We start from the raw sequence: 16715 nt of genomic DNA, 5'->3' as shown, positions 1-16715 counted from the left end.
TAGAGGAGCGGCCTCCTGAGCGTAGGACATATTCTCAGCCTAGCTAAGAATAAGAGCGCTCCACTGCTGAATGGTTATTTCAGCCAGGCTGCACTAGACTGTTGACAGAAATTTGTGCTCCATCACGAATAATAAATGTTTGAGGATCAATGATAATACTTCCAGCTTTACCTTTAGCTCCAGGACGGCTGCTAGCAAATATACCACTAGAAGCTCCTTCATTCTGAACACGAAAAGGACTTTTCTCTTTACGTTGTATGAATTTAGGATCACTTCCTGAAAGTAAAATAAAGTCGGTCACATTGGCAGTTATAATTCCTGCGTTCCCATCTCTAACAGCAGTTGTAAGGACTTGGCCTCCATCTAGTACCTCAAACTTATTTGCATTGATGGTGATGTTTCCACCAAGACTTGAATTAAAGGTTTGAGCACTAACAATGGCTCCATCTGTTAGGCGGAAGATATCAGTCTTCACATTAATAAGACCTGCTCGGCCTATTGCTCCTTCTGCTGTAGACGTTACTAGTCCGCTAGAAAAAGTAGAGTTCTGATTAGCTCCAGTAATATCAATGGATTTTAAAGCAACAATGTCTATTTCTCCTCCCTTGCCATTTCCTCCTGGGCGACCTTTTTGGGGTGCAGCTATTTTTGCAACTATCTGAGAACCATCTAAAAGTGAGAATTCCCGAGTATGGATTTCTACTTTGCCACCATTGCCTTTTCCCCCAGCTTGGACATTGGTAGCAATAAAACTATTGGAATCCAAAATGACGCTATCTGAAGTATGAAGAACAATACGACCTGCATTACCTTTGCCAGAGGTGCTTGAAGATATCTCAGAATTACCTTTTAATATAAGGTCTTGCGATTTGATAGATATTAAGCCACCATTGCCTACACTATTTTTTAAGACGCTATTATCAATAACACTCTTACCATCTATCGTTGCTTTTCTTGAAGCATTAATTACAATTTTACCTGCTTTCGTCTGAGGCGAAAGTGAGCCTGATACCCCTGAGAATATTTTACTATTTAGTATTCCAACATCTCGTGCATTGATCGTGATATCACCACCACCAGCTGATGTTAATGCGGTAACATCAACTAATGATTTGTTGTTTATAAAAACATCTGAAAGAATAGAATCTTTAGGAAAAATCAACTGAAAATTTTTGCCGTCAATATCTAATCCAATTTCTCCTGACTCTAAAAGTCCTCCTATCTGCACACGCCCACCTAGAGACTCTAATACTGAACTTTTTAGATTTACATTTCCACCAGTTAGAACTAAGCTGTTGCCGCTTGAGACTTTCAAAGTTGATCCATTAACCTCAATGTTCTTAGCTCCTTTATTAAAACTCATGGCTGAAGGGTCAACAGTTAATTTTGGAATCTGAGACCTAGCTGAACTGAATAATCCTTGATTGCCAAAGTGTATGCTATTAGCAGTTGTTGCTACAAATGAGCCCTTAATTGATAACATTGCATCAGGACCAAAAAAAATTCCATTTGGATTAATAAAAAACAGATTTGCACTCCCCTTTGTAACACCAATAGTCCCATTGATGTCAGAATGTGTGTTTCCCGTTACTCGACTAAGAATATTGATTACACCAGGATCATGAAAGAGAACTTTTGTGCCTGACTGAACATTGAATTCAGAAAAACTATGAAAAAGATTATTTCCCCTCTTTAAGCCCCCTTTAATTATGCAATCACCAAAGCATTTATCTGGTGTGGTTGGTGTAGTTCCATCCACCTGAATAGATTGTGTCTGAGCGAAAACAACTTTAATAAATAAGCTAAAAGAAAAGAAGATAGAAACACAAACCAGATCTAACAAATGTCTGATCACGTTACCTTTAAGACAGGAAATGCTAAAAAATCTAGCACCTAAAATAGGTGTGTAATTCATGAATCAATTGCCTTCTCATTAATTATTTCAGGTGTTTATCCAAGGTTTTATTACCTTGAAGAGTCATGTCCTGGATCATCGTAATTAGAAGACTGATGGAGTCGTTTTCTTCTATAAAAACTTGCCTCAGAAATAACTTGTAAAAAATATATTTCATTGCTAATTAGACCATAAATACAAGCAATCATATGGCCATATCTTGCTGCATCTTGGAATTTATCTCGAAACTTATTTAGATTTTTTATGTATATATTTTTAGGTCTATTTATTAAATAAGCATTATTAATAGTTGTAAAGATCTGAGGATTCAGTTTAAACCCTGAATTATTTGCAAGAATAAAGTCTCCTTCTTCACGTGTTCTAATGGTAACCTGGGAAAGGTTATTATAATCTATAGGCTTAGCTTGAGGATCAGGATCATAGTTTTGAAAAGCTACTGAACCCAAAATAAAGTCTGACTTACCTTCATTGATTTCTTGTGCCTGAACAGGGCTAATTGATGCCCCATTAACAATCTGAAGAAAATCTATTAACCTTGGAGAAATATCTATTAAATTGCCAGCTCCAGTATTTTGGTAGGCCATATTCTTATACTCCTAGTTTTTACAGCTAAAATGTTCCAAGGGAATGACAAGATTATTATGATCTTTATCCTTCTTTTGTCAATATTTTCAAAAATCTAAAATCTAATTCTTCTTTTTGCACTAAAGTACTAAATGGCAATTATCTATATTTAGATATTAGAGGATACTTTATAGGTTGATAAAATGCTTGGTGCTTTATTGATACAAATAGAACAACATTGGCAACTTCTTTTACTACGTAAATCTCTTGATATCTCCAGCTCAAATCTGCTTGGAACTTGAAATATATCTGCCATATCATAATTACATGTGTACCCTATATCTTGAAGTGAAGCAATGGTCATTCGGCTAAGAGGATTAGGAAGATTACCAAGAAAGCCTGTCATTAGTTCATTCCCAAACACTGCCTCTCGCCAATGGTCATACTGAGTGCCTGCTCTCCCCATGTTTTCAAGAGGTACTTCAATAGGTTGAGTTTCGGTAATTAATTTGGCATATTCGCGCATTGAATTTTCACCTATAAAAGTGGGATCATTTGTACCTATACCTTGCAACAAGCCTTTTTGCTTCCATAGTGTGCCAAAACCCAGTACATGAGCCATTTCATGAATAATGACATTGAGCAAACTACCGTTCTCTTCCATCAACTTTAAATCAGCAGAGTCAAACTCCATTACCCCTGTGACAGGTAGTTGAGAATCCGGTCGTAGCTGTGTGGGACCTGCTTGTGCAAGTCTTTTCTTTGGTCCATCAATTTCTAAGGCTCTAGCTGTAATGGAGATACCTTCAATGCGCTTACCATTGATAGTAATGGGAGTTAAATTATTGTGAATAATACTTCCCCAACGCTGTGCTGCTTTACGAAAAGCAAATATCTGATTTTCTGTAAAATTCCCCTCCAACTCTAGATCGATCGGTAAAGGAATATGAGGTCTAGAGCTTTGATTAACCTGTTGAGTCTGCAATTTAATGTCCAGGATTGGCTCTTTCTTTACGTTAGATTGAATTTGTAGAGCATAAATTGACTTTCCAACCCGATCATATACACAGCTGATGAGTTGACCGAAATTAAAAGCTTCAATGATCTCTTTTTCATATATCTCAATATTTCTGACTGTAATGATTTTTAACCGATTTAACAAGTCTAAGTTCCTGACAAGTTTTAATGCTTTTTTCTCAGGAGAGCAAAAACCTTGAATATAAAGTCGTACTGCATTAAAGTCAGCAACAAACATATTCCAGCCTTCGTTTTTCTTGCCTTTTTTAAGTGGTTTTTTATTGTCTACAAAGGTAAAAATATCTCCTGACTGTGTTTGAATCTCAAACTTTATAAGACCATCTATATCCTTACTAAAACTTATTGTGAGTACGATTCCACTCAACAGATCAAGCCTACCTTTATTAATGTACTTAATCTCTTTTAGACTAAGACTTTTCCCAACAAGTACTCGTGCTACTTCAATCAGTTTCGGAGTAACAAGAACATCTTTAGTCTTAGTTATATTTTGAAGCGCCATTACCAAAATTTTTGGTTCACAATTTTTCAAGATATTACGAGTGTAGCTAAGAATATTACTTACTACACTTTTATTGGTAAAAATGCTTCGCTTATAGCGATTTCAGAGAGTCCTAAAGCTACTGAATTGAGGATAAACAACCGTGTAGTTATCAAAAAACAATATTTACTCACTTAAAAGAAAACGGCTAGATAAATAGAGTTCTTAAAAACATGATTTTCAAGACAGAGCTAATTTAAACAAGATAAATATCAGCCATTTAAGCTGATTGTTTATCTTACTTAGAGTTCAGTAGAGTTCTGAAAGGTAAATAAATTAAAATCAATAAGATAAAAAAGTAACGGAACCTCCCTGCAACTCTATTACCGAATTATTTACTCATCAGAAAAATAACGAGTAATTATGCAGAGGTTCACATAAGTTTGTAATTCAGATCACAGCGCTTCTCGATTTCGTCGCTTAAGACGCTGCAACACTTGTCGGAAGTAGAGCCTAGCAGGAAGCAACTGGCGACTGGCCGCTATGGTTAACCGCCTGAGCCACCAACCTTACCTTCCCATTAGGCAACCGCTGCCAACCCTTCGCTTCCACCCTCTCCACCGTAGAAGCCAAAGCAACCCCAGCCGTCGATTGAGAAGAAGCTTGACCCAACCGTCGATCCGAAAGCCGTGCTTGCAACGGACGCAGATCTTGCCATATCGCATCCCCCGCTATCGAAGCCGCCGGATTTTGCGGCAGGCCTCCTCGGCCCTGATACACAAAACTACTGCTCGCCACCTCAGCCTTACAACCTTGGGCAATCTCCGACGGGGGTTCCACCACCCCAGGCTGCTCCGAGAGATTATCGCTCGGGTCGACCTCCGGCGTATTGATTTCCACCACACCATTCAGTTGCGGATTATTTTGGGAAAACGCCGTAATATCACTGAAATTCGTCAGCCTATCTCGAACCGCCAGGCCAAAAATCCCCTTCGTTGTAATTGTGATTTTGCCGCCAGAGCCATTCAGCGCATTTGCCGTAATATCACTATTATCCTGTGGTAAAGCCACTAGCAGACTGGTGTCAATATCAATATTGCCCCCCGTGGCATCGCCCCCCGCCGTCGTCGAAATCAGACTGTTATTGCGCAACAGCAGCAGATTGTTGATATCAAGTTCAATATTGCCGCCTTGAGCAGTGGTTGACGTTGCTGAAATAGCACCGTTATTTAGAATCAGATTTCCAGACTGCAGAAAAATATTGCCGCCAACACCAGAGCCATTACTATCGACAAAGATGCCCGCTCCATCCCGTATAATCACAGTTCTAGGATCAATATTGATACTACCACCATTGCCAGTAGAACCTGCTTCAGCACTTGCAAAGATGCCACTCAATGGGCTGATTGAATCAAGCTCAAGCCGTGCAATTTGTGAATCATCAAACTGGTTGAAACGTGTAATGTATGTTGGATCGCTGCCACTCAGCTCTATTCGGTTCCCAACACTCAATTTGATATTTCCTGCATCACCTGCTCCAGACGTAGAGGTCAATATTTGTCCCCCACTCTTGAGAGCTAAGGATTGACCATTTACGGAAATATCTCCACCTCTAACATTACTCTGGGTGCTTGCACTAATCACTGCCCCCTGTGATAGAGTCAAAGACTCAGTAGTAACTTCGATTCTTCCTCCAACCCCCCTTGCACCTACACCAGAAGTGGAAAATAATCCACTCGACTTTCCAGTTTCATCTGAAACACCAGTAATCACAATTGATTTAGGTACGCGGGCCTGGATGATGCCACCAGGACCAGTAGAAACCCCCTGCCCATCAGAACTAACAGAGATGGATCCGCCATCATAAATCCGTAGCTCTGGTGTATAGACTTGTATACTTCCAGCACCACCCAAAGACACTGTATTTGAGAACAGGCCCGATTCAGTATTCCAAATTTCTACTCGTTCTCCAGCATTAACAATTAGATCTCCTCCAACTCCTTCGCTCAAGAGAGTTTGGCCAGTCACAGGATTAATCAGATTAGTACTGGACGTAATAATTCTTCCAGTATTTTGAAGCAATAAATTCTTGGCAGAAATAGTAGTAGTTCCACCTTTTTCTTGTCCAAGCGTAAAGTTACCAATCGTACTTCGCAACCTAAAAACACCTCCCAAGGGATTGGGAAATTCTGTGAAGCCTTGAACCACTAGGTCCTCTGTAAAGTTTAAATCCAGACTTGCATCACTTGCCAACACTTGGGAACCATCGGATACTGCTAAATTCTTTCCATGGAAACGAATGCTTCCACCCGATTGGGGACGAGTTCCAACTTGAGAAATTTGATTAATGTTGATATCTTGAAATACTTTTACAGCTTGAAAGCTAAATTTCCAAGGTTGAGAAGTTGACTTAATATCAACAGTGCTGCTCGGACCTACACTTCCAAGAACAATATTGCCACCAGGTGCACTAATTATTCCTCCTTGAATATTGATATCACCACCAATTGCAACAAAGCTTTTTCCTGGATCTACTTGTAATCCAGTTAGGAACCCAGCTAAATCAAGAGCTGTAGACTGATTAACTATAGGCTTAGCTTGAGAGCCAAATTGGATTCCAGATGGAATCGAAATTTTCAAGAGCGGAACAGGTTTAGGATTACTGGCATTGAAATGATAGCCCTCGTTAAACAGTACTGCTTCAGCTGTAGTGGCTAGGAAAGACCCTTTTAAGTCTAGAGAAGAAGTCGGCCCAAATAGAATCCCAGAAGGATTTAAAAAGATTAGATCAGCATCACCCAAAACACCTATTTTCCCAAACAAATGAGACTTAACTCCTCCAGTAACTCGGCTCAGAATAAGGCTAATACCAGGTGAAGATTGGAAATATGCTGCTTCACCAGATGCTGTATTAAACTCTCTAAAGCTATGAAAAAGTGATGATTCACGAAGAGCTCCACCTTGAATCAAGGTACTTAAGGTGCCATTAATATTAACATTAGACTGAACAGTTGATTCTTCTGATTCAAGAGTTGCATCAGGGACAATCTGGGCATCAGCCTGATGAAGAATAATACAATTAAAAATTAAGGCATAAAAAGTCAATAGTATTAGTTTTAAGTAGGATTGCGAGTTGCATGAGTATCGATGAGAGAAAAACATTTTATTTTTTGAGATGTTTTTATTAAGACATATTCAAATATAAAGTGTATCTAACAGAATAAGATAATATGCGATGAGTTTTATGAATGAAAGCGCTTGATCGGTCGATTATTAAAAAGACAATTGGCTCTCAGCTTTTCGAAATAAATATATTTTGCATAAAGAATTATAAAAGGAAAGTTAATCCATTATCACTACTGAGCATCTTATTACTATCAAAAAGGTAAAAGATATACCAAATAATTAGATCATAAAAAATGACAACCCGTTTCAAAAGCTCTCTAGAAGCCTTATCTGACATGGATATTCGTCAAAATATTTGAAACCCAAACTAATATACAAAAAATCTTTATATATTTTACTACTTATCAATACAGAAGCTAGAATTAGATGTAAAGATTTTATACTCTTAAGATATAATATATTTAATTAATGCAAAACATAGATCCTTAGCCTTAATATTGCAATCACGAAGAAATATTAATTCCTGCCAGTATGCTCCTTATCTCTATGAAAAATAGGTCCATTTCATAATGCAAGTGATTGAACTCTCTTGCTTGAAATATGCAATAGACCTATTTGGATATTGGTTATTTTCGATCCACAAATAATCTTTATCTGGGAAAAATACTTTACTGCTTAGCTCAACAAAGCTATGCAATTATACTCCTTACTTAAAGAGAACAGCATGGGAATGGATAACCTTGTATGGGGCAAGGAGAATAGACTCTTGCGAAAGTTCGAATCGTGATTAGAGGAGAGTCAGTTTTACTCTTAGTTATAGCCTTTAAGTCTCCAGATTCAATAACAAAAGTGTAAAGTTTTCCTCCATCTTGATCCACATTTGAGGTGTTTTGTGGCTTTTCACTATCATACTTCAACAGCATTTCTAAAAAGTTGTATTGCACATCTGATTTATTGAGGAAATCAATGATTTCTGTTCTGAAATCTTTTTGAGTTTCAGATATAGCCGATGCAGGTGATCCCGGTTGAAGATGTGTTGATGCTAAGACAATTCCCTCTTGATTTTCAACTTTGATCGTTAAAGAGTCATTATGATTGATTCCTCTCTTAGTACAAAGATCTCTAAAATCAAAAGACACACAGCACTGAAAGAGACACTTATTCAGTTCGGCTTGATTGTTAGTCATAATGTTCTAAATTACTTTGAGAAAAATTTACTACTAATCACCTATCTAATAAGGCCCAAGTAATTATGCAGACATTTAAAAAAATTTAGGCTCAATCTTTATTGCAGGGACAAGGTTGTTTTACATTGCATATAGAAAAACTAGGGCGCATTGGTAATAGTGAATAACAGAGCAATCAGTGATCAGTCTTTGATGCTCTCAAGCAAGTCGTCGACTGCCGTCAATCTCATGGCCCACAGTCTTTCTCATCCTATTGTGGATTCTGTTGCTGTTGATAGTGATGGGGATGCTAGAGGGAGATCAGAGCTAACGTTCAAGTCTGCTTTAACAATGGAGATTTCAGCAAATAACACATCCATAATTTTGATCTAGCGGTTGTTTTTATGGATGAATAAGACAGAGACTGCCAACTGTCTTGCAGCGATATCGTAATTGACTTTCAACAGCGATCAAACCTCCTTATGTTTGATGGAGTATAGGTCGAAAACGATGATGTCGTGCTCAGACATCAATCATACAGTTATGACTAGGGCTTATTCTATAGATTAGCGTTATAGAATCTAATTTTTGGATTACAGACCCTACGCTGCTCCATTCCTTGTTTCCAGACTCTCCCATTAAACCTCTTGGAGCCGTTTTCCAAAAAGTCAGATTAATTTCCGCTGCCCAAGTCGACCTTGCACTGCCATCCATCAACGCCGCATCGGAGCACTCCTAAAAAGCTCTCCTTGATTTTGTCAGTTAACCAGGAATACTGCATCAAGCTATCTCAGTTACTTGTGACAGTCAACTATCAAACCTTTCAGCAGAGACACTCCGTCCATAGGAGATATCACCTTTCATTGTTCAACGGTTGCTAGCCTTTCTTGCGCTAGCGCAGCCCATTGATTCACTTCAGGTTGTGTCTCCAGCATCATCGGATTTTGTTGGGCTTTCGTCAGACACTTTTTCCAGTCTGGCAGCGCTTTTTGTTTCTCACCCTTGGCTTCAGACAATTTAGCCAACATACAAAAAGAATCAGGTGCCTGGGGTTCCATCCGGGCAGCCTTTTGGAGATATGTCTCCGCCTCCGAGAAAAACTCCTGATTTAACCGTGCCCATCCTAAATTTTTCAGGAGATTGTATTGGAGCTGTTTGGTTTCAGGGGTCTCCATCTTTTCCTGTTGTTCTAGCTTCCGCAAACCTGCTTGTAAAAGAGGCGCTGCCTCACCATATTCTTCATCCAGAATATCCAACTCAGCTAGATTGTTATGGGCTTGCAGCCAGATCATCAGATCATCGCAATGTTTGGCATTAGCCGCATTACAATCGACCAGCTCTTTCTGGGTGACCACGAGTTGATATTCCGCTTTGGCCTCTTCCATTTGCTGTAAATCTTCATATACCCGTGCCAAATTAAAATGGGCTTCCGGAAAATCTGGTTTTAATGCGATCGCACGATTAAAATCTTTACGAGCGCTGTCCAATTTGCCATTCTGATAGTGGACGACTCCATTAACATTGGCCGTCTCAGCAAATCCGGGCAAGGCTGAATGGATACCCAATAGACATAAGACTAGAATCAGAGCAAAGGTGAAACTTGCCTCCTGCCAATAGCGCTTATTGATCCGTAGTCGGCCTAAAATACGTTCATAGGCTTTGCGTCCGGCTTGTGTTAGCGCGCCGCCACCCGCCAGCAAGGCCAATAAACTTTGGCCTGAAATCACCAAAGTCGAACCCAAATCAATGCCACCGGAGAACAGGCGCGTCGCGGTATCGGTAATCAAACTGGCCGAGATCGTCAACACAATCAGTGTGCCTGTATTAAAGAGCCAATCATATTCATTCCACCAATGCCTGGGTTCTGGAGCCTTGAGAAACCACCACCAAGACGTTTGTGGTGGATTCATCAACTGCTGCCAAGCCGCTAAGTCAAGATGAGTAGCAATCAAAACCTCGTACTTCTTGAGATAGCAATCTAAATCGGCCAACTGTAAGAGTTGTTGACAGCTAAGCACCGTTCGCTCTGCCATAAAAACCTGGATTTGATCTCGACACGTTAAAAGATTGAGGATTTCTTCAGGTTTAAACTTAGCCTGAGGTCGATCAAATAGGTGTAAGTTGGCACGATACTGATTGAGTAATTGATTGAATGCAGGTGACTGTGCAGGTTCTTCAATCGGCAAAGATTCGGTATACATCTAACAATTCCCCTCGTAATAGCAATAACCTAAGGCAAGCAACTATATAGCTATCAGCTCAAGCACTAGAAATTATGCAAAATTCTAATAATTTTAAGTCTTTTTTCTCTTTGAGAAAAGATAATTTGAGAGAGTGAGATGCCCATCATAAAGAGATAGATTTTATCGACTTAAAGTCAGCACTATTTCTAATTTATGAGAGCAAATCTGGCGCTATCTTACATCTGTTGCTTCTGTGGCAGTCAGCGGTTTTTTGGAGTCTGTAAATAATTCTTAGTAAGACTTTTAGTTGTTTTGGCCATCAATGATATAGCCCATATTCTCGATCTAAAATTGGAATTTATATGTCTTTCAATGATGATTAATCTAATGGTGTATAAATATTGCTATAGACCATTTGAATGATTATCATTGGGGGCAGTATTCCTACCTAATTCTCCTCCTTAATATATAGCCAGTGCATAGATGATTGATGATCAATTACGAGTCATTTTTTAGAGATAAAAATAATCTCTAGATAAGGAAATAAAATAAATTTGGCAACGTTATTATCAAGAAAATAAGGTGATCAAAGTCACTTCCTTTGCCAAAATCTGTTGCGAGTCTGCTACCTCTAAGGGTTACGTGCTCACCTCAGCAAAAACTCATCTTTGATCGTGGCTGATCTTGCCATTGATATTATCGCTGGATCGTTTCATCTAAATAGTGATCAGAGTCATCGGCTAAATAGTGATCAGAGTCATCGGCACTGAGCAGAATCAAATTTAAGCTGCGAGTGTAATATTCTTTCTAGGAAGGGTCTATATGAGACGGAATCAAGGGGGATATACCCTATGGATTCTCGGCCTTTTTAGCCTGGGTCTTTTGTTTCAAGCTTGCCAACAGACCTCAGCTGATACCAGTTCTGTGAGTCGTTCTGAGAATCCCACTGAACTTCAACAATCGGGTGCAGGTCGGTCGGGGCCTCTCAGTCAAGAACTGGATTCATCCGGCAAGCCTAAGCCTGCCGCTGATGCCACTGAGGAGAAGCAACCTCGCGAAGTGGTTTATGTGGCTGAAACCATCAAGCCGACCCCCGCTCAACTGGTGAGTCAGGATTCGAAGTCTCGGATTAATGTGCGATCGCACCCCTCAACCCGGTCTAAGACCCATCACTTTGGTTACCCAGGCGATGCCGTGACGCTGCTCCAACAAGCCCAAGGAGAAGGCGATGTGCGTTGGTACTACCTCCGGTTTGACCAATCCCAAGCCAAAGGATGGATTCGCGCAGACTTTATTGCTCAGTCTTCGGCATCCGTATTACCAAGACAGGACTATCGCCCTTACAACTTTGACGCCGACCCTTGGTTATCTTCCTTTAACACAACCTATGCAGCCGCCAAACAGCGACGAGCACCTTGGCTCTATAAGGCTCCTGCCGTTGCATTGAAGTTGGCTGGATATCCTAACTCAGATGGATGTAAACCCGCTGAAGTCACCACAACGGCCCATAACGCCAACAAAGTGACAGTTGTGATTCGTAACGGGCCTGCCCAAAAAGAGTTTTGTATGGATGATTCAGTTTTGGCCTCTCAGATCCGAGTTGATTTGGTGAAAGAGAACCAAATTTGGGTCATTGAATGGGCAGGGGGTCGCTACCGATGCCAGCGTGGCAGAGGTCAACAAGACTTTGCGCCAACTTTATGCCGTTGAGGGCTCTGATTATTCTTGATCGCTTCATGCAAACTTCTCAGTGAGTGGATCCGACTCGAACGGCAGATTGTAATCCTTGTTCCTTGTTATATTTAACTTCCATGCATGTGCAGTTAAAGCTATGGTGCAAGACCACGGTCGTCCTTAGCCTGCCAATACAGCTATAAAATAATCTCAAGTAATGCCCCACTTCCAGGAACACCCATGTCGCTAGCTCTTGACTCCAAACCTGATACCGATCAACTGACGACTTATTTTCGCTGTATTGCCGGTTGCCCTGGCAAGCACTCCATCTATGACGTTATCTACACCTGTCCCATCTGTGGCAGCTTGCTAGAGGTACATCATGAACGGGAACCTCTGCAAAAGCGCACTCCCCTTCAATGGCAGCAACTGCTCAGCTCCCGAGCTAGTACCTCCATCTGGCCCTATGGAAGTGGGGTTTGGGGGATGCGGGAATGGGTGATTCCTTCCTTGGCGGACGAAAACGTCGTCAGTATGTTTGAGGGCAACACCAACTTGTTTTGGGCCGAGCGTTTAGGGAAACAGCTGGGCGTTCCCGACTTATGGATTAAGCTCTGTGGCAATAGCCATACGGGCAGCTTCAAAGATTTAGGAATGACTGTCTTGGTCAGCGTGGTCAAACAAATGATGGCCCAAGGTAGTCCTGTTAAAGCCGTTGCCTGTGCAAGTACAGGGGACACCAGTGCTGCCCTAGCCGCCTATGCTGCCTATGCTGGCATTCCTGCGGTTATTTTCTTACCTGCGGGTAAAGTTAGTACGGCCCAATTGATCCAGCCCGTCTGTAACGGTGCCCATGTCTTGGCTCTCGATACGGACTTCGATGGCTGCATGAGAATCGTCAAAGAGGTGACGAAAGATAACTCCATTTACCTGGCTAATTCGATGAATAGTTTGCGCATCGAAGGTCAAAAAACCGTTGGCATTGAAATTATTCGCCAGTTTGAGTGGCATGTCCCCGATTGGATTATTATCCCGGTGGGCAACCTGGGCAATATTAGCGCCCTCTATAAAGGCTTTAAGTTGATGATGGACCTGGGGTTGATCACCCGCATGCCTCGACTGGTCGCGGCTCAGACAAAGCGAGCGAATCCGTTTTATGAATCCTTTAAAAATGGATTTAAGGAAAAAATCAGTGTCACGGCTCAAGACACCTTAGCCAACGCCATTCGGATTGGTGATCCGGTCAGTTACGAGAAAGCCGTGACTGCGATCGCAGAAACAAACGGCATTGTCGAGCAAGCTACAGAGGACGAATTGGCGGCGGCATCGGCCCGAGCGGATTTAACAGGCATGTTTACCTGCCCCCACACCGGCGTTGCCCTCGCTGTACTCAGCAAGCTGGTCGAACGGGGCGAGATCAAGCCGAGCGACAAAACCGTGGTGATTAGTACGGCCCACGGCTTAAAGTTCACGGACTTTAAAGTCGGATACCACGAATCAACCCTCAAGGATGTCAATAGCCAGTATGCCAACCCTGCGGTTCACGTACCTGCCAATGCCGATGCAGTCAAAGCTGAGATTGAAAAACGGCTGGGTTAGAGCCGCACCAACCCTGCTCGCTGTGGGCCAAATGTTCAGACATCCTACGCTATTTAGCGAATGACCTTTACGGGTGTCCCTAAGGCGACCAGTTCGAACATCTCTTCAATATCTTCGTCATACATTCGCACACAGCCGTGCGAGGCTGCTCTACCGACCGAATCACGATTGGGTGTGCCGTGAAAACCAATCCAGTTGTTGCCGTCCGTCCAGAATCCCATCCACCGACGACCCAGAGGATTTTCAGGATCTCCACCTGGAATCACATATCCCTTAAAGGGATGCAGCCACGGTGGATTTCGGTATTTTGTTTTGACTTCAAATTCACCCGCAGGGGTAGCCCATCCGGCCCGTCCAATGGCCACAGGATAGGACTTAATCGCTTGATCATGCTGAAAAACGGTGACCCGCCGCTTAGATAAATTCAGTTCTAACCGCATGGGGTCAATGGCTGGCGGCAAATGATCCGTCGCATTTTCTAAACCCGGTAGCGGGGGGGCGATCGCAATGTCTTCTGCTGCTCGGACCGATTGACCGAGGGTTAACGCACCTGCAGCTAAGCTCAGGGCAATCAGTTGAATCGATAGATGACGCATTTCGGACTCGTTCTGTTCAGCAAGCCAGATTTGAAGATGGCGTTTCTATTCTAGCGAATAGAAACAATCCGAGTCTCGGATCGGTTAATCTTTAGATTTTCCTTGGCGCATTCACGCCGATCAAACGGCTGCAGCCAGTTCGGCTAACTGAGCCTGCTGGTCTTGAGCAATACAGGTCTCTAGAATCAGCTCAATATCGCCTACCAGCACCTTTTCGAGGGGAAAGTTTTGGTTGAGGCGATGATCGGTAGCGCGATTATCTTTGTAATTATAGGTGCGAATTTTTTCCGAACGAGCCCCGGTGCCCACTTGGGATCTCCGCATGGAGGTGACGGAGGCTTGCTGCTCTTGGAGCTTTATTTCGTAGAGCTTGGCGCGCAAAATTTGCATAGCCCGCTCTTTGTTTTGCAGTTGCGATCGCTCTTCCGTACAGAAGATCCGAATCCCTGTTGGTTTGTGGACCAAATCGACCGCCGTCTCCACCTTGTTCACATTTTGTCCACCCGCACCACCAGACCGGGCCGTGGACATTTCAATATCTTTGGGGTCAATCTCAATCTCAACATCATCCACTTCCGGCATCACCGCCACGGTTGCTGTAGAAGTATGGACCCGTCCCGAGGCTTCCGTTGCCGGGACCCGCTGCACTCGATGCACGCCTGCTTCATATTTAAGCTTGCTATAGACACGCTCGCCCTGGATTTCAAGAATGGCTTCTTTGAAACCGCCCATCTCTCCACCAGATTCACTCAGCAGCTTTACCCGCCACTTTTGGCTTTCGGCATATTTCGAGTAAATGCGGACTAAATCCCCCGCCCAAATACTGGCCTCATCACCGCCCGCCCCAGCTCGGATCTCCAACATAATGTTTTTCTCATCATTGGGATCGCGAGGCAGCAGCAGCACTTTCAGCTTCGTTTCCAGACCTTCCAGCTTTTCACCCAGCTCGCCAGCTTCCAAAGCTGCCATCTCTTTTAGCTCTGGATCTTCATCACTGTCTTTGGCCATCTGCTGGGCATCGGTCAGCTCTTGCTGCGTGACTTTCCAGTCCTCAAAGGTGCTAACCGTCTCTTCCAAAGACGCTCTGGCTTTGGCCACCTCTTGAAACTCAGTCGGATTGGTCGCCACCTCTGGGTCACCGAGGCGACGTGTCAACTCATGAAACGTTTGCTCAACTGATTTCAGTTTTTCTAGCAGATAGGCTTCAGCCATGGGTCCGTATTAGGTGAAAGGACAAAAAGGAGGGGATAGCTGAGGCTGTCCTACTTCTCGTCTTTCTTTTTGGCATTACCTTTGCCACCTGCACCTTGGCTTTCGCTCATGCCATACTTGCGCATAAAGCGTTCCACGCGGCCTTCGGTGTCAATAATTTTCTGGGTCCCCGTAAAGAAGGGGTGGTTGCCAGACCAGACATCTACATGCAGCTCTTCTTGAGTAGATCCTACGGTCATCACGACTTCCCCATCGCAATAGACTTTAGCTTCGGGGTACCACTTGGGATGTATATCAGGTTTTGCCATCGGTATATCTCTATAAAGGTCGATCGTGTGAATCAGACTATTAACGCTTGGAGTATTGCGGAGCCTTACGGGCCTTACGTAAACCATACTTCTTCCGCTCCTTGGCTCTTGGGTCGCGGGTTAAGTACCCTTCCAACTTCAGGGGCTTGCGGTTTTCGGGGTCGAGTTCACAGAGGGCGCGGGCGACCCCTAAACGAATGGCATCGGCTTGTCCGGTTAAACCGCCACCTCGGGCATTCGCCAAAATATCGTAGTCGTTTTCCAATCCCAGGGATTCCAAGGGTGCTTTAGCGTTATTGATATAGCTGGGATTAAATTGCAGGTAAAGATCTCCAGGTTTGCCGTTAATCGTCATCTGCCCGCTTCCCGGAACGAGGCGCACCCGCACGATAGACGATTTGCGTCGGCCTGTGCCTCGATAGGCGACTCGGTTAGATTCGGTTGCTTGCATTATGATTTAGCTCCTGGGATGGTCTGAATAGATAACACTTCGGGTTTTTGGGCTGCATGGGGATGATCCGGTCCCGCATACACTTTGAGATTACGGAAGAGCTGACGACCGAGGGCATTTTTAGGCAGCATCCCCTTCACGGCTTTCTCGATAATGCGCTCAGGAATCCGTCCCTGTAAATGGTTAAAGGTCTCAGTCTTCATGCCGCCAGGACGACCGGAATGACGACGATAGAGCTTTTGCTCACCTTTGTTGCCGGTGACCGTCACTTTCTCAGCATTGACCACAATTACAAAGTCCCCCGTGTTCATAAAGGGGGTGTAGGTGGGCTTATTTTTGCCCCGCAGAATCATTGCAATCTGGGTGGCCAGACGCCCTAGCCGTTGATTTTCAGCATCAACGACG

The 16715-nt window shown here is 43.0% G+C and carries 13 protein-coding genes; 2 read left to right on the top strand and 11 right to left on the bottom strand.

Features of this window, described 5'->3' with window-relative positions:
- Positions 1-79 precede the first annotated feature (79 nt).
- The 6 genes from Q0986_RS13795 to Q0986_RS13770 all read right to left on the bottom strand — a co-directional run bounded on the left by Q0986_RS13795 (position 80) and on the right by Q0986_RS13770 (position 10488).
- Complete coding sequence (locus tag Q0986_RS13795; RefSeq protein ID WP_299411233.1) at positions 80-1915, bottom strand: filamentous hemagglutinin N-terminal domain-containing protein; 1836 nt, start codon at positions 1913-1915, stop codon at positions 80-82.
- A 50-nt stretch (positions 1916-1965) separates the two neighbouring features.
- Complete coding sequence (locus tag Q0986_RS13790) at positions 1966-2499, bottom strand: hypothetical protein (RefSeq protein WP_299411232.1); 534 nt, start codon at positions 2497-2499, stop codon at positions 1966-1968.
- A 149-nt stretch (positions 2500-2648) separates the two neighbouring features.
- Positions 2649-4046 (bottom strand): leishmanolysin-related zinc metalloendopeptidase, encoded by a 1398-nt coding sequence (locus Q0986_RS13785; RefSeq protein WP_299411230.1) that lies wholly within the window; start codon positions 4044-4046, stop codon positions 2649-2651.
- A gap of 462 nt (positions 4047-4508) precedes the next feature.
- Entirely contained in the window at positions 4509-7100 is a 2592-nt protein-coding gene (locus Q0986_RS13780; protein WP_299411229.1) for an S-layer family protein, read from the bottom strand.
- Between the two features lie 731 nt (positions 7101-7831).
- Positions 7832-8260, bottom strand: coding sequence for a hypothetical protein (locus Q0986_RS13775; RefSeq protein WP_299411228.1), 429 nt, complete (start codon positions 8258-8260; stop codon positions 7832-7834).
- Between the two features lie 887 nt (positions 8261-9147).
- Positions 9148-10488 (bottom strand): tetratricopeptide repeat protein, encoded by a 1341-nt coding sequence (locus Q0986_RS13770; RefSeq protein ID WP_299411227.1) that lies wholly within the window; start codon positions 10486-10488, stop codon positions 9148-9150.
- An 804-nt stretch (positions 10489-11292) separates the two neighbouring features.
- On the opposite strand from Q0986_RS13770, the gene Q0986_RS13765 reads away from it, so the two are divergent.
- Positions 11293-12180, top strand: a complete 888-nt coding sequence (locus Q0986_RS13765; protein WP_299411226.1) for an SH3 domain-containing protein — start codon at positions 11293-11295, stop codon at positions 12178-12180.
- Between the two features lie 204 nt (positions 12181-12384).
- Positions 12385-13743 (top strand): threonine synthase, encoded by a 1359-nt coding sequence (gene thrC / locus Q0986_RS13760; RefSeq protein ID WP_299411225.1) that lies wholly within the window; start codon positions 12385-12387, stop codon positions 13741-13743.
- Between the two features lie 53 nt (positions 13744-13796).
- Here the strand turns inward: thrC and Q0986_RS13755 are convergent, their stop codons facing one another.
- From Q0986_RS13755 to rplM, 5 genes are all read right to left on the bottom strand, one after another.
- The gene (locus Q0986_RS13755; RefSeq protein WP_299411224.1) at positions 13797-14339 is read right to left on the bottom strand and encodes a L,D-transpeptidase; all 543 of its coding nucleotides are present in this window, start codon (positions 14337-14339) and stop codon (positions 13797-13799) included.
- 120 nt (positions 14340-14459) lie between these two features.
- The gene (gene prfA, locus Q0986_RS13750; protein ID WP_299411221.1) at positions 14460-15551 is read right to left on the bottom strand and encodes a peptide chain release factor 1; all 1092 of its coding nucleotides are present in this window, start codon (positions 15549-15551) and stop codon (positions 14460-14462) included.
- A 50-nt stretch (positions 15552-15601) separates the two neighbouring features.
- Entirely contained in the window at positions 15602-15859 is a 258-nt protein-coding gene (gene rpmE, locus Q0986_RS13745; protein ID WP_010480591.1) for a 50S ribosomal protein L31, read from the bottom strand.
- A gap of 40 nt (positions 15860-15899) precedes the next feature.
- Complete coding sequence (rpsI, locus tag Q0986_RS13740; RefSeq protein WP_299411215.1) at positions 15900-16310, bottom strand: 30S ribosomal protein S9; 411 nt, start codon at positions 16308-16310, stop codon at positions 15900-15902.
- Positions 16310-16715, bottom strand: a 406-nt coding sequence (gene rplM, locus Q0986_RS13735; RefSeq protein ID WP_299411213.1) for a 50S ribosomal protein L13, incomplete at its 5' end; no start/stop codon positions are given. The genes rplM and rpsI, both read right to left, overlap by 1 nt.

The organism is Acaryochloris sp. IP29b_bin.148 (assembly GCF_028285565.1).
Taxonomy (GTDB): Bacteria; Cyanobacteriota; Cyanobacteriia; order Thermosynechococcales; family Thermosynechococcaceae; genus Acaryochloris.
This window is presented reverse-complemented; position numbering and strand designations above follow the sequence as displayed.